The organism is Nocardioides endophyticus, assembly GCF_039543845.1.
In the GTDB taxonomy this organism is placed as follows: domain Bacteria; phylum Actinomycetota; class Actinomycetes; order Propionibacteriales; family Nocardioidaceae; genus Nocardioides; species Nocardioides endophyticus.
This window is the reverse complement of record NZ_BAABKN010000015.1, coordinates 268806-288175: the sequence shown is the minus strand read 5'-3', so window position 1 is coordinate 288175 and position 19370 is coordinate 268806. Positions and strand designations below refer to the sequence as shown.

Genomic DNA, 19370 nt, shown 5'->3' with positions numbered 1-19370 from the left:
CCCAGGAAGTAGGTCATCGTGTCGATCTCCGGCCGCGTCCCGCTGCTGCTCCTGCTGGGAGTGGGGGCGGTCCTGCTGCGCCCGGAGATGAGCACGATGTGGCTGTGGGTGCTCGCGGTCCTGCTGCTGGTCGGCGTCGACCTGCTGCTCGCCCCGGTGCCTGCCGCGCTCTCGCTGGAGCGCCCTCCGGTGGGCTCGGTCCGGCTCGGCGACCCGACGGCGACGTCGCTGGTCGCCACCAACAGCTCACGCCGGCGGCTGTCCGGCGTCGTCCGAGACGCGTGGCAGCCGACGGCCGGCGCCACCGGTAACCGGCACCGGATCTCCCTCGCGCCCGGCGACCGGGTGGTGCTGACCACTGCCCTGCTGCCGCGCCGGCGCGGCGACCTGCGCGCAGTCGGCGTGACCGTCCGGCTCCGCGGGCCACTGGGACTCGCAGCGCGGCAACGCACCCGGCCGGTCGACGGCGCGGTCCGGGCGCTGCCACCGTTCGACTCCCGCAAGCATCTGCCGAGCAGGCTGGCACGGCTGCGTGAGCTGGACGGTCGCGCAGCCGTCCGCGTCCGCGGCCAAGGCACCGAGTTCGACTCGCTGCGGGAGTACGTCCAGGGCGACGACGTCCGCTCGATCGACTGGCGCGCGAGCGCCCGCAGCCGCAGCGTCGTCGTACGCACCTGGCAGCCGGAGCGCGACCGCCGGGTCGTGCTGGTGCTCGACACATCGCGTACGTCGGCCGGGCGGGTCGGCGACGTACCCCGCCTGGACTCCGCGATGGACGCCGCTCTGCTGCTCGCCTCGTTGGCGACCCGAGCCGGCGACCGCGTCGACTTCGTCGCCGGCGACCGGCGGGTGCGCAGCCGGCTCCGCTTCGCGGGCAACCGTGACATCGCCGCCCGACTGCAGGAGTCGATGGCCACCCTGGACCCGGTGATCGCGGAGGCGGACTGGACCGGGCTGGCCGGCGCCGTCAACGGCCTCGGCCGCCAGCGCGCGCTGGTGGTGCTCCTGACGCCGCTCGAGCCGTCCGCTGTCGAGGAGGGCCTACTGCCGGTGCTGGGGGCGCTGACGCGCCACCACCGCGTGGTGCTGGCATCGGTGCGCGATCCGGAGCTCGAGCAGCTCACCGGGACCCTGGCCACCCTCGACGAGGTGTACGACGCCGCGGCCGCCGAGCAGGTCATCGGCCGCCGCCGCCACACCGCCGAGATGCTGCGCGCGCTCGGGGTCGACGTCGTCGACGCCGACGACCTCCCGCCCGCGCTCGCCGACCACTACCTGGGGTTGAAGGCTCGCGGCCTCCTCTGACGGGTTGAGACGGTCAGGCTTGGGTGGCCACCCGGTCCTCGAGGAGGGCCGCGTCGAGGTCGCCCGTCTGCCCACGGCCGAAGGCACTGCGACCCAGGACGAAGACGTAGGCGAAGAACACCGCCTCCGCGATCAGCCCGATGCTGACGCGAGCCCAGGTGGGCAGCGGCGACGGCGTCACGAACGCCTCGATGATCCCGCTGACGAGCAGCACCGCGATCAGGCCGAGCGCGATCGTGCCCGCGGTGCGGCCCTCGCGGGCCAGGGACTGGGTGCGGGTCAGCTCACCGGGCTCGACCCAGGACCAGAAGAGCTTGAGCCCGGTGCCGCCGGCGACGAAGACGGCGGTCAGCTCGAGCAGCCCGTGCGGCAGGATCAGACCGAAGAAGTGTGCACCGTGGTCGTGGCGGATCATGATCGAGCCGATGATCGCGAGGTTGGCGACGTTCTGGAACAGCAGCCAGATGACCGGCAGCCCGAGCACGCCGAGGGCGATGCAGAGCGCGGCGACCCAGGCGTTGTTGACCCAGACCTGGGCCGCGAAGTGGCTGGCGGCGTACTCGCTGTAGTAGTCCTCGAAGTCGTGGGAGACCAGCTGGTCGACCTCCGCGGGCGACAGCAGGCTCTGCTCGACGGCGGGGTGGCCGAGCAGCCACGCGATCATCACCCCGGTCACCACGACGTTGGCCGCCAGCGTGCCCACCCACCACCAGCGCAGGCGGTACAGCGCCCCGGGGAACCGGTCGACGAAGAACCGCTGGACCCCGCGCCAGGTGCCGGTGCGGGCACCGGTCGCACGGTTGCGGGCTCGGGCGAGCAGCGTCGAGAGGTAGGCCACCAGGGTGGCGTCGGGCGCGGACGTGCGTACGACGGAGAGGTGCGTCGCGACCTGCTGGTAGCGCTCGACCAGCTCGTCCGACTCCGGACCCGACAGCCGCCGGCGGCGCGAGAGCTCGTCGAGCCGACGCCACTCGGCGAGGTGCGCCGCGACGTACGCGTCGAGGTCCATGCGCAGAGCCTAGGACTCCTAGGATGTCCGCGATGGCGACCCCGGAGTTTGCGACGCTCACCACCGACGACCTCGTCACCGGCGAGGCGGTGGCCCTCGACCTGCCACCGGCCACCCTCGGCTCCCGCATCGCATCGGGACTCATCGACGTCATCGCCTGCTTCAGCCTCCTGGTCGCGCTGGTCGTCGGGCTGGTGATCGCTGCCCTGCAGGCCGACGAGGCGCTGGTCCAGGTCGCCATGCTCGCCTCGGTGATCGTGTCGCTCGTCGTGTTCCCGACGACCATCGAGACGCTGACCCGTGGCAAGTCGCTGGGCAAGCTGGCCATGGGCTTGCGTGCGGTCCGCGACGACGCGGGCCCGATCTCCTTCCAGCACGCGTTCGTGCGGGCACTGGTCGGCGTCGTCGAGATCTACGCGTTCTTCGGCGGACCGGCGTTCTTCTGTGCACTGATCAGCCCGCGCGGCAAGCGTCTCGGCGACTACGCCGCGGGCACGTACGTCGTCCGCGACCGGGTCCGGCTCAACCTGCCGCTCCCCGCCGCCATGCCCCCGCCCCTGGTGGCGTGGGCGGCACAGGCCGACATGGCCACCCTGCCGACCGGCCTCGCGCTCGCAGTACGCCAGTTCCTCGGGCGGCTGCCGCAGATCGACCCGGCATCCCGAGCCGCCATCGGCGACCGGCTCGCCATCGCCGTCAGCGAGTAAGTCGCCCCCGCGCCACCGCCCGGCACTCCGTCGGAGGCGTACCTCGCGGCGGTGATCGCGGCACGCCGCGACCGTGACGGCGCCCGGCTCGCCCGCGAGGCCGAGCTACGACGCCGGCTCGCCGCGCGGCGATGAACCGCGCTCAGGCCGACGGTGGTCTCAACGGTCTGGGGATGAACGTCGACGACTGCCAGAAGACGTACGAGGAGCTCGGCGCCAAGGTCGTGGAGTTCCTCCAGAATCCCGAGGAGAGGCCGTACGGCGTCGAGGCGCTGTGCCGCGACGACTCCGGCAACCGGATCGTGCTGGTCGAGCCCCGAGAGTTCTCGCCCGCGGACATCGCCTGACCGACACTCAGGAGTGCAGCTGGAGGGTGCCGGACGGGTCGGCGTACAGCCGGGTGCACGACAGCGTGTCCGCCCGGCACTCCCAGAGGGTCGCGCCGTCGGCCGTGCGTTCCCGGCCGACGAAGGTCGCGTCGCCGGTCCACGCGACTCCGTCGAGGCCGGCGGGACCGCTCACGTCGGTCACGGCGCCGTCTCGGGTGTCGACGACACTCACCCGGCCGTCCTGGCTGCCGGCGTACGACCTCCCGTCGGTCGACAGAGCCCCGCTCCACTGACCCGGGACGCGGGCCAGGCGCCGGCCGGTGTCGGCGTCGTAGAACCGGAGCTGGCGCGTCGTCTCCCACGCCAGGACCGATCCGGCGAGCCCGCCTCCGGTGATGCCGCCGCCGGAGGGCAGTGCGCGCCGCAGTCCGTCGGCGACGAGGGTCGCACCACCCGGGCCGGACTCGACCTGGTGACCGCTGTCGACGAGGTACAGGTCGGCCTGGGGAGACGGCTGGGTGGTCCACCGCCCATCGCCCGGGCGCCAGGAGCGAAGCCGCCCGAGCTCGTCGACGACGTAGACGGTGCCGTCGCCCCGGTCGAGCCAGGCGTAGGCGACGGCGCCGGGCAGCAGTCGCCGCTCGGGACCCGGCGTGCCGTCGGCCGCGACCGGGACGCCGACCAGGGCACCGGTCCCGTCGGTCAGCACCAGCAGCTCATCGACGACGCCGAGGACGTTGCGAGCGGGCACGCTGGTCACGTGGTAGCCGCCGGACCCGCCGACGACCAGATGCCCGTCGACCACGAACCCGACCAGCTGCTCCGGGTCCGCGACCGCGGCCGCCGCCACCGAGGTCGGGGGCGCGGGGTCGCGGGGCAGGACGGACGCGCTCACGCCCGCGACCGCCGCCACGCTGGCGGCGACGGCCGTTGCGGCGGCGGCCCGCGCCGCCGTACGACGGCGGCGCTCGGCGCGGACGCGTCGTGCGAAGGCGACCCGGTCGACGGTCGGCACGACGGCCGCGTCGCGGACGGCCTTCAGGGTCTCTCGGATCTCGGTCGCGCTCATGACGTCTCCTCGGCGAGCTGTAGGTCGGGCAGAGCGGCCCGGAGCCGCTTCAGGGCGTGGTGGGTCTGGCTCTTGACGGCCCCGACCGAGCAGCCGAGCTCGTGCGCGGTGGCCGCCTCGGTCAGGTCCTCGACGTAGCGGAGCACCAGGGTGGCGCGCATCCGCGGCGGCAGCCTGCGGATCTCCGCCCACAGCGCGAGATGGTCGGCCCGGACGTCGAGCCCGCCGAAGTGGCCGAGGTCGGGCACCTCGTCGGTGACGACCTCGCGGCCGCGCTTGCCCCACTGGCGAGAGGCGGCGTGCACCATCGCGCGCCGTACGTAGGCATCGGCCGCACCCTTGTCGCGGATCGAGTCCCACCGGACACAAGTGCGGGCGAGCGCCCCCTGCAGCAGGTCCTCGGCCTCGTGCCGGTCACCCGTCAGCAGGTAGGCGGTGCGGTACAGCGGCCCCCAGCGAGCCGCCATGAACTCGCTGAACCCGATCTGCGTGCTTGCCACGCCGCCACCCTCCGACCTGTCGGTGCTGTCAGAAGTAGAAGAGCATCCCGACGGCGGAAAGGTTGAGACCCGGTCAGAACCCCGGTGCGACCGGAGGCGAGCAGTGGTCTAGACCGAGAGAAATGCCGTCGATCCGCGCCGACGGTCGATCCCGCCCGCACTTCTGCTGCGATCACGGCACCCGGTCGGACCGACCGAGCGTCAGAACGCTGGCGCAGATAGGCCGTCACGCTCCGGTAACAAACCTGGAGATCCTGCGGCGCCGGCCCCACGTGACGTGGTTAACTTTCAGCCATGGGAGCGTTCCCATTGAAATGTGACCTGCGTTACAAAATCGTGACCGGCGGTGCTTGACGGGCACGCGCGTAAACGTTTGCATCGTCCTGGACGGAGCGGGTTTGAAGGCGCGCGGACTAGACGGACCTGCTGACAACCCAGAGAGGAATGCACGCATGCGATCACGCAACACGCGTCGCGGAATGGCAGTCGCTGCCGTTCTCATCAGCGGAGGACTCGTCCTCGCTGGCTGTGGCGGCAGCGATGACGGAGGCAGTAGCGAGGCCAGCGGCACTTCGCCCGGCGAGGGCAAGTCGGAGTGCGAGCAGCTGACGCAGTTCGGCGACCTCAGCGGCAAGGAGGTCAGCATCTACACCTCGATCGTCGCCCCCGAGGACCAGCCGTACAAGGACTCGTTCAAGCTGTTCACGGAGTGCACCGGCGCCAAGGTCGCCTACGAGGGCTCCAAGGAGTTCGAGGCCCAGCTGGTGGTCCGCGTCAAGAGCGGCAACCCGCCGGACATCGCGTTCGTGCCCCAGCCGGGTCTGCTCAAGACCCTGGTCGAGGACACGGGCAAGGTCGTCGAGGCCCCGAAGACCGTGTCCGACAACGTGGATGAGTTCTACGGCGAGGACTGGAAGGCGTACGGCACCGTCGACGGCAAGTTCTACGCCCCGCCGCTGACCGCCAACGTGAAGTCCTTCGTCTGGTACTCCCCGAAGATGTTCGAGGAGAAGGGCTGGGACATCCCCACGTCGTGGGACGACATGATCGCCCTCTCCGACAAGATCGCCGCCACGGGCATCAAGCCGTGGTGCGCGGGCATCGGCTCGGGTGAGGCCACCGGTTGGCCGGCCACCGACTGGCTCGAGGACGTAATGCTGCGCTCCGCCGGTCCGGACGTCTACGACCAGTGGGTCAACCACGAGATCTCCTTCAACGACCCGGCCGTGGTCAAGGCGCTCGACGAGGTCGGCGGGATCCTCAAGAACGACGACTACGTCAACGGCGGGTTCGGCGACTCGAAGTCGATCGCGAGCACTGAGTTCACCGACGGTGGCCTCCCGATCCTCGACGGCAAGTGCGCGATGCACCGCCAGGCGAGCTTCTACGCCGCGAACTGGCCCGAGGGCACCGACGTGTCCGAGGGCGGCGACGCCTACGCGTTCTACCTGCCCCCGATGGGCGAGGAGTTCGGCAACCCCGTCCTCGGCGGTGGTGAGTTCGTGACCGCGTTCTCGGACAACATCGAGGTCCAGGCCCTGATGACCTACATCTCCGGTGGCGAGTGGGTCAACGAGAAGGGCAAGGCGACCACCAACGGTGGCTTCGTCAGCGCCAACAAGAACCTGGACATCGCCAACGTGGCCAGCCCGATCGACAAGACGTCGGTCGAGATCCTCCAGAACCCCGACGCGGTCTTCCGCTTCGACGGCTCTGACCTGATGCCGGGCGCCGTGGGCGCCGGGTCCTTCTGGAAGCAGATGACTGCTTGGATCGGCGAGGACCAGAGCACGCAGGACACCCTCGACAACATCGAGTCGTCCTGGCCGTGATCGACCGCCCGCCGGCCGGTCGCTGACCGGCTGGCGGGCAACAACACCCCGCCGGGCCGCGCAGGCCCTCACGTCCGCCATGGACGGGAGGCCCCGCGGCCCGGCACCATCCTCCTTGTCCACCCGGCCGTGTGAGCCGCCGCTCCGCCGCCCGAGCCACCGGGAGAACGACTTGTCCACAGGTGAGAAGTTCGTCCAGATGTTCATCGCGATCGGACTCTTCTTCGGAGTCGTCGCGGTGATCCTGCTGCTGACGCAGCGACTGCGCTCCCGCAGGGGAGAGCTGATCCAGTCCGCGGCGTTCGTGCTGCCCGCGGTCTTGTTGATCTGCCTGGGCCTGCTCTACCCAGCGATCTCCACGGTCTATCAATCCTTCCGCAACGCGGCCGGCAACGAGTTCATCGGCCTGGACAACTACCAGAAGATCTTCACCGACAGCGCCCTGATCAGGGTGCTGCTCAACACGGCGGTCTGGGTCGTCGTCGTGCCGCTGGCCTCGACGGCGATCGGTCTCATCTACGCCGTGCTGATCGACCGGGCGAGGTTCGAGAAGTTCGCGAAGGCCCTGATCTTCCTGCCGATGGCGATCTCGCTGGTCGGCGCCTCGATCATCTGGAAGTTCGTCTACGACTACCGCCAGACGTCGGACGCCCAGATCGGTGTGGCGAACGCGGTCCTCAAGACCCTCGGCTTCGACACCTACCGGTTCCTGCTCACCGAGCCGTGGAACACCATCTTCCTGATCGTGATCATGATCTGGGTGCAGGCCGGCTTCGCGATGACGATCCTGTCGGCGTCGATCAAGGCGATCCCCGACGACATCGTCGAGGCGGCCCGCCTCGATGGCGCCGGCGGTCTGCAGCTGTTCCGCCAGATCACGATCCCGAGCATCCGCCCCTCGCTGATCGTCGTCCTCACCACGATCAGCATCACGACCCTCAAGGCGTTCGACATCGTGCGGACCACGACGGGTGGCAACTTCGACACCAGCGTGCTCGCCTACGAGTTCTACGTGCAGAGCTTCCGGTCCTTCGACCAGGGACTCGGTGCGGCACTGGCCGTGCTGATCTTCGTCCTGGTGATGCCGATCGTGATCTACAACGTCCGTCAGATGCGCAAGCTGGAGGCACGATGACCACCGCTGACCCGAACGACCTGTCGGTCGAGTCCGTCGTCGCCAAGGAGACGGTCGCCAGCAGCGCGCACAAGGCGCTCACATCCCCCTGGGCGTCGATCGCCGCGATCCTGATCGCGCTGCTCTGGACGATCCCGACGATCGGCCTGCTCATCACGTCCTTCCGCCCCGAGAGCGACATCACCTCGAGCGGCTGGTGGACGATCTTCACCAATCCGGGCTTCACCCTGGACAACTACGACCAGGTGCTCAACGGTCCGACCGCGCTCTCGACGTACTTCGTGAACTCGATCGTGATCACGATCCCGGCGGTGCTGATCCCGCTGAGCATCGCGACCATGGCGGCGTACGCCTTCGCGTGGATGAGGTTCCCGGGACGGGACTTCCTCTTCGTGGCGGTCTTCGCCCTGCAGATCGTGCCGATCCAGGTGACGATGATCCCGCTGCTCAGCCTGTACGTCGACCTGGGCCTGACGGGCTCCGAGGCGCCCGGCGGCGGCTACTACACGATCTGGCTCTCGCACTCGATCTTCGCGCTGCCGCTGGCGATCTACCTGCTGCACAACTTCATGTCCCAGATCCCCGGCGAGCTGATCGAGTCGGCGCGCGTCGACGGTGCCGGGCACGTGCAGATCTTCAGCCGGATCATGCTGCCCTTGATGGCGCCCGCCATCGCGGCGTTCGGGATCTTCCAGTTCCTCTGGGTCTGGAACGACCTGCTCGTCGCGCTGGTGTTCGGCGGCGGCAGCCCCGACGTGTCGCCGCTGACCGCACGCCTGGCGGAGCTGTCCGGCACGCGCGGGCAGGACTGGTTCCTGCTGTCGGCCGGCGCGTTCGTCTCGCTGATCGTGCCGCTGATCGTCTTCCTGTCCCTGCAGCGCTACTTCGTCCGCGGCCTGCTGGCCGGAAGCGTCAAGGGCTGACGGAGCCGATGTGCCCGGCCAGCCAGTGGTAGGACGCCTTGGGGGTGCGGGTGAGGTCCTGCGGATCGATGTGCACGACACCGAAGGTCTTCGTGTACCCCTCGGCCCATTCGAAGTTGTCGAGCAGCGTCCACACGATGTAGCCGCGGACGTCCGCACCGGCCGCGCGTGCAGCCTCGGTGGCGACGATGTGGTCTCGCAGGTAGCCGATCCGGTCCTGGTCGTCCACCATCATCGAGCCCGGTCGCCCGGCGGCACTCTGCACGAGGGTGTCGTCGGGGTACGCCGCGCCGTTCTCGGTGACCATGATCGGCAGGCCGGTGCGCTTGTGCGTGTCGACCAGGAGCTGCTCGAGACCGGAGCCGTCGACCTCCCAGCCGATGTCGGTGCGCGGCTCGCGGACGACGAAGGACACCGGGGTGACGCCCGGGTAGGCCTCGATCTCGGGGTGTACGTCGAGGGTGGGGTCGGCGAGCGTCGGGCGGAACGGCGTGTAGTAGTTGACGCCGAGCCAGTCGGCGGACCCGTGCACGAGGGCCAGGTCGCCGTCGCGCACCAGGGACGGGTCGGCGAGCTCGGGCGCAACGCGCAGCAGCTCGTCGTCGTACACGCCGTCGACGAGCGGGTCGAGCCAGATCCGGTTGCGGACCGCGTCGAGCTCGGAGGCGGCACCGGCGGCCTCCGGGGTCTCGGGCCAGAACGGCGCGAGGTTGTGCACGATCCCGAGGTCGGTCACGCCAGCCTCGTGGAGGCGAGCGGCCGCCAGACCGTGCGCGAGGTTGAGGTGGTGCGCGGCGCGGTGTCCGGCACCACCCTCCTTGCGGCCCGGCGCGTGGATGCCGGCCGCGTAGCCGAGGTACGCCGCGCACCAGGGCTCGTTGTGGGTGGCCCACACCTTCACCCGGTCACCGAGGCGGTCGTGGACGACCATCGCGTAGTCGGCGAACGCCTCGGTGGTGCTGCGCTCCAGCCAGCCGCCGCGGTCCTCGAGAGCCTGGGGCAGGTCCCAGTGGTAGAGCGTCGCGGTCGGCTGCACGCCCCGTGCCAGGGCGGCGTCGACCAGCCGGTCGTAGTAGTCCAGCCCGCGCGTCTCGACGGCGCCGGTGCCCGCCGGGATGATCCGCGGCCAGGCCACGGAGAAGCGGTACCAGCCCGCGTTCATGCCGGCCACCAGGTCGAGGTCCTCCTCGAAGCGGTGGTAGGAGTCGCAGGCGACCGAGCCGTCCCGGCCGTCGCGGGTCGCGCCCGGCTTCGCCGCGAAGGTGTCCCAGATGGACGGGCCACGACCGTCCTCGGTGTGCGCCCCCTCGATCTGGTATGCCGCGGTGGCGGCGCCGAAGGCCAGGGTGGATCCGTCCGGAAGGTGCGTGGTCATGGGCACCACCGTAGTGCCTTTACCGCGAAAGTGGGAGCGCTCCCGCTGTGACCAGCATCAAGGACGTGGCCCGCGACGTGGAGATGTCCACCGCGACGGTCTCGCGCGCGCTGCGTGGCCTGCAGGGCGTCTCGGACGAGACCCGCGCACGGGTCCTGGAGTCGTCCCGACGGCTCGGCTACGTGCCCTCCCCCAGCGCGGCCGGGCTCGCCAGCGGGCACACCCGCACCGTCGCCGTGATCGTGCCCCGGGTGACCCAGTGGTTCTTCGCCGCGATCGTCCAGGGCGCCGAGGAAGTGCTGCGCGAGCACGGCTACGACCTGCTGCTCTACAACCTCGCCGGCGACGCCTCCGCCCGGCACCGGGTGTTCGAGACCAGCCTGCTGACGAAGCGGGTCGATGCCGTCCTGGTGTTCAGCCTCAAGCCGAGCCCGGACGAGCTGGAGCGACTCTCGCACCTCGGCCGGCCGGTCACCATCGTCGGTGCCGACATGCCCGGCTGGGCGACGGTCCGGATCGATGATCACGAGGCTGCCGCGACAGCGACCCGACACCTGCTCGACCTCGGCCACGAACGGATCGGCTACCTCGGCGGTGCCACCGAAGGGGTTCTCGACTTCACCGCGCCGTCTGCCCGGCTCGCCGGCTACCGCGGCTCTCTGGAGCAGGCCGGGGTGGCGCAGTGTCCCGAGCTCGAGGCGGACGGCGAGTTCACCGTCGCCGGCGGCCTGCGCGCGAGCCGGGATCTGCTCGCCCGGCCGGACCGGCCGACCGCGATCTTCGCCGCCTCCGACGAGATGGCGATCGGCACCCTCCGCGCGGCCCGCGAGCTCGGCCTCCGGGTGCCTGAGGACGTCTCCGTGATCGGCATCGACGACCACGAGATGGCGAGCTACTTCGACCTGACGACGGTCTCCCAGCCGGTGCACGAGCAGGGCCGGGTCGCCGCGGCCCAGGTGCTCGCCGCGCTCGGCGACGAGGACTGGCGCCCCGAGCAGGTGATCCTGCCGACCGAGCTCGTGGTCCGTCGTACGACGTCGCGTCCTCAGGCGCGCACGTAGGCCAGGTCGGTGATGTCGCGACCGGCGGCGATGCCCTTGCGCTCGAACTTGGTCACCGGTCGCTCGGCCCAGCGTTCCACCACACCGCCGGTGAGCAGCGGCTCGGCGTCGAGGACCTCGACCATCTGCTCGGCGTAGTCGGCCCAGTCGGTGGCCAGCCGCCACTCGGCACCGGGCGCGAGCCGTTGCGCGGCGACGGCCGCGAAGGACGGCGTGATGAGGCGGCGCTTGTGGTGCCGGGCCTTGTGCCAGGGGTCGGGGAAGAACGTCCAGAGCCCCGCCAGGCCGCCCGGCTCGATCAGGTGCTCGATCGACCAGACGGCGTCGACGCTCAGCATCCGCACGTTGGCCAGGCCGGCAGCGCCGATCCGGCCGAGGGTGTCGGCGACGCCGGGGCGCCACACCTCGAGTGCCACGACGTCGTGGTCGGGCCGGGTGGCCGCGAGCTCGACGGTCGACTCGCCGATGCCCGAGCCGATCTCCACGATCAACGGCGCCTCGCGACCGAACAGGCCGGCCAGCGTGAAGCCCGGCTCGTCGACGGACTCGTCGGGCACCCACCAGCGCTCGGCATACGCCGTCCAGGCCTGCTGCTGGCGCGGCGTGAACCGACTGCCCCGCCGCGAGTACGACAGCACCTCGCGCATCCGCCGGCCGTCGTCGGTCAGCCTGTGGTGCGGGCGCGCCGGACGGACCCCCTCTTCGCTCATGGGCCTATCTTCCCTTCATGATCACGCGCACCCGAATCGAGTCCCTGCGGGCCGCCGAGGAGGATCGCTTCGTCACGACCCACCCCCGATCCGCCGCGCTCGCCGAGCAGGCGCGCGGGCCGCTGCTCGCCGGCGTGCCGATGCCGTGGATGACCCGGTGGCCCGGACGCTTCCCGGTCTTCTTCGAGTCCGCCGCCGGCGCGCGGCTGGTCGACGTCGACGGCGTCGAGTACGTCGACCTCTGCCTCGGCGACACCGGGGCGATGACGGGGCACGCCCTCCCCCAGGTCACCGCGGCGATCGCCGAGCGGGCCGGTCGGGGCATCACGACGATGCTGCCGTCGGCCGACGCCGTCTGGGTGGGCGAGGAGCTGGCCCGACGCTTCGGGCTGCCGTCGTGGCAACTGGCGATGTCGGCGACCGACGCGAACCGGTTCGTGCTGCGCTTCGCGCGCTACCTCACCGGTCGGCCCCGGGTCGCCGTCATGGACTGGTGCTACCACGGCACCGTGGACGAGACCCTGGCCGTGCTCCAGGGCGACCGCGTCGTGGCGCGGCCGGGCGCCCTCGGGCCGCAGGTCGACGTCGCCGAGACGACCGCCGTGGTGCCGTTCAACGACCTCGACGCCCTGGACCGGCGGCTCGCGGTCGGGGACGTCGCCTGCCTGCTGATGGAGCCGGCACTGACCAACATCGGGATCGTGCTGCCCGAGCCGGGCTACCTCGAGGGCGTCCGCGAGGTCACCCGGCGGCACGGCGTCCTGCTCGTGAACGACGAGACTCACACGCTGTGCGCCGGCCCCGGTGGCGCGACGGTCGCGTGGGGGCTGGACCCCGACATCGTGGTGGTGGGCAAGCCGATCGGCGGCGGCATCCCGTGTGCGGCGTACGGGCTGAGCGCGGAGGTGGCCGAGCGGCTCTCCGGGCCGATGCTCGGCCACGAGATCGACGTCGCCGGGGTCGGGGGCACACTCACCGGCAACGCGCTCGCCCTGGCCGCGATCCGGGCGACGCTGTCGACCTGTCTGCGCGACGAGGACTTCGCGCTGGCGGTCCCTCTCGCCGAGCGGTTCACGGCCGGCGTCTCCGACGTGATCGCCGAGCACGATCTGCCGTGGCACGTGCAGCGACTCGGCTGCCGCGCGGAGTACTGGTTCTGCCCGCCGCCGCGCGACGGCGCCGCCGCGGCCGCCGCGGTGGACGAGGAGCTCGAGGGGTTCCTGCACCTGTGGTGCCTCAACCGGGGCGTGCTGCTGACGCCGTTCCACAACATGGCGCTCTTCAGCCCGCACCACACCGAGGCGGACGTCGACCGGCACACCGAGGTGTTCGGTGAGGCCGTGGCCGCCCTCACATCAGGAAGGTGAAGAGCGGCGAGCCCGGCGGAACCCGCTCGATGGTGAGCGGGCTGCTCTCCATCCGGTCGAGCAGCCCGGCGAGGCCCGCGGCGGTGTCGAGCTCGATCCCGACCAGCGCCGGTCCGGTCTCGCGGTTGTTCTTCTTGACGTAGTCGAAGACCACGATGTCCTCGCCGTCCGCGAGGACATCGGCGAGGAAGTGCCGCAGCGCGCCGGGTTCCTGGGGGAACGAGACCAGGAAGTAGTGCCGCAATCCCTGGTGGACGAGCGAGCGCTCGACGATCTCGCCGTACCTGCTGACGTCGTTGTTGCCGCCGGAGACGATGCAGGCGACGGCGCTGTCGGCAGGGAACGACCCGGCCAGCTCACGCGCGGCAGCGCTGGCCAGGGCCCCGGCAGGCTCGGCGATGATCCCCTCGACCTGGTAGAGGTCGAGCATCTCGGTGCACACCGCACCGGCCTCCACCGTGATGACCTCGTCGACCAGGTCTCGCACCAGTGGGAACGTCACGTCGCCCACCCGGCCCACGGCAGCGCCGTCGACGAAGGTGTCGACCTCGGGCAGCAGGACGGGTCCCCCCGCGGCGAGCGCGGCCGTCATGCTCGCGGCACCCTGGGGCTCGACGCCGACGATGCGCACCTGCGGGTGCCGCTCGCGCAGCCAGACGGCCAGGCCGGCGACGAGGCCACCTCCGCCGAGAGGTGCGATGACGGTGTGGACCGGGAGCGCGATCTGGCTCATCAGCTCCACCGCCACGGTGCCCTGACCCGCGATCGTGCGGACGTCGTCGAACGGTGGGACGTAGACGGCGCCCGTCCGCTCGGAGTCGGCGAGGGCCGCCGCGCCCGCGACGTCGTACGAGCTCCCCTCGACGACGAGGTCCACCCGGCCCTCACCGAGGGCCAGGATGCGCTGCCGCTTCTGGCGTGGGGTGTTGCCCGGCACGTAGACCCGGCCGTTGACACCCAGGCGTGCGCAGCTCCACGCGAGACCCTGGCCGTGGTTGCCCGCGCTCGCGCAGACCACGCCCCGGGCGCGCTCGGCATCGGTGAGCCCGCTGATCAGGTGGTAGGCGCCGCGCACCTTGTAGGAGCGGGTCAGCTGACGGTTCTCGCGCTTGAGCAGCACCGGTGCGCCGACGATCTCGCTGAGCCGGACGCTGTGCTCGACCTCGGTGCGCCGTACGACGGGCGCCAGGATCTCGGCCGCTGCCTCCACTGCCGCCGCGTCGACTCGCTGGTTGCTCACGGAACACGACCCTAGGGCTTTGGGCTCGAGCGTCGACATGCGGTCCGCTGTGGGATCAGCACAGACAGAAGGGCCCCGACAGCCTTGCGGCTGTCGGGGCCCTTCGTGTCAGTGCTGGATCACTTGGTGATGGTGACCCGGCCGGCATTGAGCGGAGCCGGCCACCCTGAGGTGGCCGACTCCGTCAATCACTTGGTGATCTTGGTGACCCGGCCGGCATTGAGCGGAGCCGGCCACCCTGAGGTGGCCGACTCCGTCAATCACTTGGTGATCTTGGTGACCCGGCCGGCGCCGACGGTGCGGCCACCCTCCCGGATCGCGAAACGCAGGCCCTCGTCCATGGCGATGGGCTGGATCAGCTCAACGACCATCTCCGTGTTGTCGCCGGGCATGACCATCTCGGTGCCCTCGGGGAGGGTCACGACGCCGGTCACGTCCGTCGTACGGAAGTAGAACTGCGGGCGGTAGTTGTTGAAGAACGGCGTGTGACGGCCGCCCTCCTCCTTCGAGAGGATGTAGACCGAGGCCTCGAAGTTGGTGTGCGGGGTCGTGGTGCCCGGCTTGATGACGACCATGCCGCGCTCGATGTCCTCGCGCTTGGTGCCACGAAGCAGGAGACCGACGTTCTCGCCGGCCTGGCCCTCGTCGAGCAGCTTGCGGAACATCTCGACGCCGGTGACGGTCGACTTCTGAGCAACCTCGCGGATGCCGATGATCTCGACCTCCTCGCCGACCTTGACGATGCCGCGCTCGATGCGACCGGTGATGACGGTGCCACGACCGGTGATCGTGAAGACGTCCTCGACGGGCATGAGGAACGGCTTGTCCGTCTCACGGGCCGGGGTCGGGATCGACTCGTCGACCGCGTTCATCAGCTCGAGGATCGAGTCGCCCCACTTGGCGTCGCCCTGCAGCGCCGGGAAGGCGGCAACGCGAACGACCGGGATGTCGTCGCCGTCGAACTCGTACTCGGAGAGGAGCTCGCGCACCTCCATCTCGACGAGCTCGATGAGCTCCTCGTCGTCGACCATGTCGCACTTGTTGAGCGCCACGACCAGGGCCGGCACGCCGACCTGGCGGGCGAGCAGCACGTGCTCACGCGTCTGCGGCATCGGGCCGTCGGTGGCGGCGACCACGAGGATCGCGCCGTCCATCTGGGCCGCGCCGGTGATCATGTTCTTGATGTAGTCAGCGTGACCAGGGCAGTCGACGTGCGCGTAGTGGCGCGCCTCGGTCTGGTACTCAACGTGCGCGATCGAGATCGTGATGCCGCGCTGACGCTCCTCAGGAGCCTTGTCGATCTCGTCGAACGCCGAAGCGGCGTTGAGATCCGGGTACTTGTCATGCAGCACCTTGGTAATCGCCGCCGTCAGCGTCGTCTTACCGTGGTCGATGTGACCGATGGTGCCGATGTTGACGTGCGGCTTGGTCCGCTCGAACTTCGCCTTAGCCACTGGGGCTCCTCCTGTGTGGGTTGTTACTTGACTCGTACAAGTTGATGCTGCCGAGGGTCCGGATGAGAGTTACTCGCCGCGAACCTTCTTGATGATCTCGTCGGCGATGTTCGTGGGAACCTCGGCGTACGAGTCGAACTCCATCGAGTACGAAGCCTGACCGGAGGTCTTGGACCTCAGGTCGCCAACGTACCCGAACATCTCTGAGAGCGGCACGAGGGCGTTGATGACCATGTCACCGTGACGCTCCTCCTGTGCCTGGATCTGGCCGCGACGGCTGTTGATGTCGCCGATGACGGTGCCGAGGAACGACTCGGGGGTCGTCACCTCCACCGCGAACATCGGCTCCAGCAGCACGGGCTTGGCCATGCGTGCGGCCTCCTTGAAGGCCTGGTTGCCGGCGATCTTGAACGCGAGCTCGGACGAGTCGACGTCGTGGTAGGCGCCGTCCTCGAGCGTGAACTTCACGTCCACCATCGGGTAGCCGGCGAGAACGCCGAACTCCAGCGCGTCCTGGCCACCCTGGTCGACCGACGGGATGTACTCGCGCGGCACGCGACCACCCGAGACGTTGTTGACGAACTCGTAGCCAGCGCCGGTCCCGGTCTCGGGGTCGATGTTGGGGCCGAGCGAGACGACGACCTTCGCGAACTGACCCGAACCACCGGTCTGCTTCTTGTGCGTGTAGCTGTGGTTCGTGACCTCCTTGCGGAGGGTCTCGCGGTAGGCGACCTGCGGCTTGCCGACGGTGGCCTCGACGCGGAACTCGCGCTTCATCCGGTCGACGAGGATCTCCAGGTGGAGCTCGCCCATGCCGGCGATGATCGTCTGGCCGGTCTCCTCGTCGGACTTGACCGTGAAGGTCGGGTCCTCGTCGGAGAGGCGCTGGATCGCGGTGCCCAGCTTCTCCTGGTCGCTCTTCGTCTTGGGCTCGATCGCGACCTCGATCACCGGGGCCGGGAACGTCATCGACTCGAGGATGACCTGGTTCTGCGGGTCGGACAGCGTGTGGCCGGTCTTGGTGTCCTTGAGACCCATGACGGCGACGATCTGGCCGGCGCCGACCGACGCGATCTCCTCACGCTTGTTGGCGTGCATCTGGTAGACCTTGCCGATCCGCTCCTTGCGGCCGTTGACCGAGTTGACCACGGTCGAGCCCGCCTCGAGCTTGCCCGAGTAGACCCGGACGTAGATCAGCTTGCCGAGGTGCGGGTCGGTGGCGATCTTGTAGGCCAGGCCGGAGAACGGCTCGTCGTCCGACGGGAGGCGCTTGATCTCGACGGTCTCGTCCTTGACGGAGTGGCCGATGATCGCGTCGATGTCGAGCGGCGACGGCAGGTACTTGACGACCGCGTCGAGCAGGGGCTGGACGCCCTTGTTCTTGAACGCGGTGCCGCAGAGCACCGGGTTGAGCTTGTCGGCCAGGGTCGCGCGACGGATCGCGGCCTCCAGCTCCTCGACCGTGAAGTCGCCCTCGTCGAGGAACTTCTCCATGATCTGGTCGTCGGCGTCGGCCAGCGTCTCGAGCAGCTTCTCGCGGTACTCCGCGGCCTGCTCGGCCAGCTCGGCCGGGATCTCCTCGACGACGTAGTCCTCACCGATCGTGGTCTCGCCACGCCAGACGAGCGCACGCATGCCGACCAGGTCGACGACACCGATGAAGTCGGACTCGGCGCCGATCGGCAGCTGGAGGACCAGCGGCGTCGAGTTGAGGCGCTCGACCATCATGTCGACGCAGCGGAAGAAGTCCGCGCCGGTGCGGTCCAGCTTGTTGACGAAGCACATCCGGGGCACGGAGTACTTGTTCGCCTGGCGCCACACCGTCATGGTCTGGGGCTCGACACCGGCGACACCGTCGAACACGGCGACGGCGCCGTCGAGGACGCGCAGCGAGCGCTCGACCTCGGCGGTGAAGTCCACGTGACCGGGGGTGTCGATGATGTTGATCTGGTGGTCCTTCCACCAGCAGGTCGTCGCGGCGGACGTGATCGTGATGCCGCGCTCCTGCTCCTGCTCCATCCAGTCCATCGTGGCAGCGCCCTCGTGGACTTCACCGATCTTGTACGTGATGCCGGTGTAGAACAGGATGCGCTCGGTGGTGGTGGTCTTGCCGGCGTCGATGTGCGCCATGATGCCGATGTTGCGGACCTTGTTGAGGTCCGTGGTGATGTCGACAGCCACTGTTGTCAGCGTTCCTTAGAAAGAAAGTGGGAGTGCGGTGGGAGCGAGGCGGCGCACCGGGGCGCGCCGCCCGCCCGTGGTCACCAGCGGTAGTGCGCGAAGGCCTTGTTGGACTCGGCCATCTTGTGGGTGTCCTCGCGCTTCTTCACCGCGGCACCGAGGCCGTTGGAGGCGTCGAGGATCTCGTTCATGAGGCGCTCGTGCATCGTCTTCTCTCGACGGTCCGAGGCGTAGCCGACCAGCCAGCGCAGCGCGAGCGTGGTGCCACGCGTGCCCTTGACCTCGATCGGGACCTGGTAGGTCGCGCCACCGACACGACGGGACTTGACCTCGATGGTCGGCTTGACGTTGTCGAGCGCGCGCTTCAGCGTGACGACCGGGTCGGTACCGGTCTTCTCGCGGCAGCCCTCGAGCGCGGTGTAGACGATGCGCTGCGCAACCTGCTTCTTGCCGTCCTGGAGGACCTTCGACACGAGCTGGGAGACCAGCTGCGACCCGTAGACCGGGTCGATGTCGATAGGCCGCTTCGGAGCGGGACCCTTGCGCGGCATATCAGCTCTTCTCCTTCTTGGCGCCGTAGCGGCTGCGAGCCTGCTTACGGTTCTTGACGCCCTGGGTGTCGAGGGTGCCGCGGATGATCTTGTAGCGGACACCGGGGAGGTCCTTCACCCGGCCGCCGCGAACGAGCACGATCGAGTGCTCCTGAAGGTTGTGACCGACGCCCGGGATGTAAGCGGTGACCTCGACGCCACTCGACAGGCGCACGCGGGCGACCTTGCGGAGAGCGGAGTTCGGCTTCTTCGGGGTGGTGGTGTAGACGCGGGTGCAGACGCCACGGCGCTGCGGAGACCCCTTCAGGGCAGGCGTCTTGTTCTTCGACACCTTGTCCTGGCGGCCCTTGCGGACCAACTGATTAATGGTGGGCACCGGGTGGTTCCCCTTCTTGTTTGGCTTCAGTACGGGCGCTCTGCTCGCACGGTGTTGGAGCTGTGTGTCTGAGTGGTGCTAGGTCAACCTGCCGGGCTTGCCCCCGAGGTCGGGCGTGTCGCCAATCCGCTGCTTTCAGCGAGTTCCGAGGAGGCTCTCACCGAGGGGGTTTTTCGCGCCGGAGTCGAGGATCTGGCACCTCAACTGCATCCGGGCACGCACAACGGCCTGGTTGTCCCAGACACG

18 protein-coding genes are annotated in these 19370 nt (G+C 69.7%); 8 read left to right on the top strand and 10 right to left on the bottom strand.

From position 1 onward, the window contains the following. Positions 1–18 precede the first annotated feature (18 nt). Positions 19–1305: a DUF58 domain-containing protein gene (locus ABEA33_RS13885; protein WP_345527385.1), complete on the top strand. Its 1287-nt coding sequence runs from the start codon at positions 19–21 to the stop codon at positions 1303–1305. 13 nt (positions 1306–1318) lie between these two features. Here ABEA33_RS13885 and ABEA33_RS13880 read toward each other — a convergent pair whose 3' ends face one another. Next, entirely contained in the window at positions 1319–2314 is a 996-nt protein-coding gene (locus ABEA33_RS13880) for a stage II sporulation protein M (RefSeq protein ID WP_345527384.1), read from the bottom strand. 32 nt (positions 2315–2346) lie between these two features. Between ABEA33_RS13880 and ABEA33_RS13875 the strand changes: the two genes are divergently transcribed. Beyond that, a complete protein-coding gene (locus tag ABEA33_RS13875) occupies positions 2347–3021 on the top strand; it encodes an RDD family protein (RefSeq protein WP_345527383.1) in 675 nt (224 codons plus the stop codon). Between the two features lie 131 nt (positions 3022–3152). Beyond that, positions 3153–3368, top strand: coding sequence for a VOC family protein (locus ABEA33_RS13870; protein WP_345527382.1), 216 nt, complete (start codon positions 3153–3155; stop codon positions 3366–3368). 7 nt (positions 3369–3375) lie between these two features. On the opposite strand, the gene ABEA33_RS13865 is transcribed toward ABEA33_RS13870, so the two are convergent. Together ABEA33_RS13865 and ABEA33_RS13860 are read right to left on the bottom strand one after the other, a co-directional pair. Beyond that, complete coding sequence (locus tag ABEA33_RS13865) at positions 3376–4419, bottom strand: hypothetical protein (RefSeq protein WP_345527381.1); 1044 nt, start codon at positions 4417–4419, stop codon at positions 3376–3378. Beyond that, positions 4416–4919: a SigE family RNA polymerase sigma factor gene (locus ABEA33_RS13860; protein ID WP_345527379.1), complete on the bottom strand. Its 504-nt coding sequence runs from the start codon at positions 4917–4919 to the stop codon at positions 4416–4418. Before ABEA33_RS13860 ends, ABEA33_RS13865 begins: the two co-directional genes overlap by 4 nt. A 452-nt stretch (positions 4920–5371) precedes the next feature. Between ABEA33_RS13860 and ABEA33_RS13855 the strand changes: the two genes are divergently transcribed. The 3 genes from ABEA33_RS13855 (at position 5372) to ABEA33_RS13845 (ending at position 8809) form a co-directional block, all read left to right on the top strand. Then, a complete protein-coding gene (locus ABEA33_RS13855; protein WP_345527378.1) occupies positions 5372–6751 on the top strand; it encodes an ABC transporter substrate-binding protein in 1380 nt (459 codons plus the stop codon). Positions 6752–6923: 172 nt separating this feature from the next. Further along, the gene (locus tag ABEA33_RS13850; RefSeq protein ID WP_345527377.1) at positions 6924–7886 is read left to right on the top strand and encodes a carbohydrate ABC transporter permease; all 963 of its coding nucleotides are present in this window, start codon (positions 6924–6926) and stop codon (positions 7884–7886) included. After that, positions 7883–8809: a carbohydrate ABC transporter permease gene (locus tag ABEA33_RS13845; protein WP_345527376.1), complete on the top strand. Its 927-nt coding sequence runs from the start codon at positions 7883–7885 to the stop codon at positions 8807–8809. Before ABEA33_RS13850 ends, ABEA33_RS13845 begins: the two co-directional genes overlap by 4 nt. Here ABEA33_RS13845 and ABEA33_RS13840 read toward each other — a convergent pair. Next, positions 8799–10184, bottom strand: a complete 1386-nt coding sequence (locus ABEA33_RS13840; protein WP_345527375.1) for a GH1 family beta-glucosidase — start codon at positions 10182–10184, stop codon at positions 8799–8801. The two genes, ABEA33_RS13845 and ABEA33_RS13840, sit on opposite strands and share 11 nt — an antisense overlap. A gap of 47 nt (positions 10185–10231) precedes the next feature. Here ABEA33_RS13840 and ABEA33_RS13835 point away from each other — a divergent pair, with 47 nt between their 5' ends. Then, the gene (locus ABEA33_RS13835) at positions 10232–11245 is read left to right on the top strand and encodes a LacI family DNA-binding transcriptional regulator (protein WP_345527374.1); all 1014 of its coding nucleotides are present in this window, start codon (positions 10232–10234) and stop codon (positions 11243–11245) included. On the opposite strand, the gene trmB is transcribed toward ABEA33_RS13835, so the two are convergent. Then, positions 11230–11955: a tRNA (guanosine(46)-N7)-methyltransferase TrmB gene (gene trmB, locus ABEA33_RS13830; RefSeq protein WP_345527373.1), complete on the bottom strand. Its 726-nt coding sequence runs from the start codon at positions 11953–11955 to the stop codon at positions 11230–11232. The two genes, ABEA33_RS13835 and trmB, sit on opposite strands and share 16 nt — an antisense overlap. Before the next feature lie 17 nt (positions 11956–11972). On the opposite strand from trmB, the gene ABEA33_RS13825 reads away from it, so the two are divergent. Further along, the gene (locus tag ABEA33_RS13825) at positions 11973–13322 is read left to right on the top strand and encodes an aspartate aminotransferase family protein (RefSeq protein ID WP_345527372.1); all 1350 of its coding nucleotides are present in this window, start codon (positions 11973–11975) and stop codon (positions 13320–13322) included. Here the strand turns inward: ABEA33_RS13825 and ilvA are convergent. From ilvA to rpsL, 5 genes are all read right to left on the bottom strand, one after another. Continuing rightward, positions 13306–14562, bottom strand: coding sequence for a threonine ammonia-lyase IlvA (gene ilvA / locus ABEA33_RS13820; RefSeq protein WP_345527371.1), 1257 nt, complete (start codon positions 14560–14562; stop codon positions 13306–13308). The genes ABEA33_RS13825 and ilvA overlap by 17 nt on opposite strands. 260 nt (positions 14563–14822) lie before the next feature. Then, positions 14823–16016, bottom strand: a complete 1194-nt coding sequence (gene tuf / locus ABEA33_RS13815) for an elongation factor Tu (RefSeq protein WP_345527370.1) — start codon at positions 16014–16016, stop codon at positions 14823–14825. 69 nt (positions 16017–16085) lie between these two features. Then, positions 16086–18197 (bottom strand): elongation factor G, encoded by a 2112-nt coding sequence (gene fusA / locus ABEA33_RS13810; RefSeq protein ID WP_345527369.1) that lies wholly within the window; start codon positions 18195–18197, stop codon positions 16086–16088. An 80-nt stretch (positions 18198–18277) separates the two neighbouring features. Next, positions 18278–18748, bottom strand: a complete 471-nt coding sequence (gene rpsG / locus ABEA33_RS13805; RefSeq protein ID WP_056151822.1) for a 30S ribosomal protein S7 — start codon at positions 18746–18748, stop codon at positions 18278–18280. Position 18749: 1 nt separating this feature from the next. Next, positions 18750–19124, bottom strand: a complete 375-nt coding sequence (gene rpsL, locus ABEA33_RS13800) for a 30S ribosomal protein S12 (protein ID WP_028636428.1) — start codon at positions 19122–19124, stop codon at positions 18750–18752. Positions 19125–19370: the final 246 nt, after the last annotated feature.

Bases quoted from the DNA above. Each gene is read 5' to 3' on its own strand.
- ABEA33_RS13880 (WP_345527384.1), bottom strand. From the start codon at position 2,314: ATGGACCTCGACGCGTACGTCGCGGCGCACCTCGCCGAGTGGCGTCGG.
- ABEA33_RS13875 (WP_345527383.1), top strand. From the start codon at position 2,347: ATGGCGACCCCGGAGTTTGCGACGCTCACCACCGACGACCTCGTCACC.
- ABEA33_RS13870 (WP_345527382.1), top strand. From the start codon at position 3,153: ATGAACCGCGCTCAGGCCGACGGTGGTCTCAACGGTCTGGGGATGAAC.
- ABEA33_RS13865 (WP_345527381.1), bottom strand. From the start codon at position 4,419: ATGAGCGCGACCGAGATCCGAGAGACCCTGAAGGCCGTCCGCGACGCG.
- ABEA33_RS13855 (WP_345527378.1), top strand. From the start codon at position 5,372: ATGCGATCACGCAACACGCGTCGCGGAATGGCAGTCGCTGCCGTTCTC.
- ABEA33_RS13845 (WP_345527376.1), top strand. From the start codon at position 7,883: ATGACCACCGCTGACCCGAACGACCTGTCGGTCGAGTCCGTCGTCGCC.
- ABEA33_RS13840 (WP_345527375.1), bottom strand. From the start codon at position 10,184: ATGACCACGCACCTTCCGGACGGATCCACCCTGGCCTTCGGCGCCGCC.
- trmB (WP_345527373.1), bottom strand. From the start codon at position 11,955: ATGAGCGAAGAGGGGGTCCGTCCGGCGCGCCCGCACCACAGGCTGACC.
- ABEA33_RS13825 (WP_345527372.1), top strand. From the start codon at position 11,973: ATGATCACGCGCACCCGAATCGAGTCCCTGCGGGCCGCCGAGGAGGAT.
- rpsG (WP_056151822.1), bottom strand. From the start codon at position 18,748: ATGCCGCGCAAGGGTCCCGCTCCGAAGCGGCCTATCGACATCGACCCG.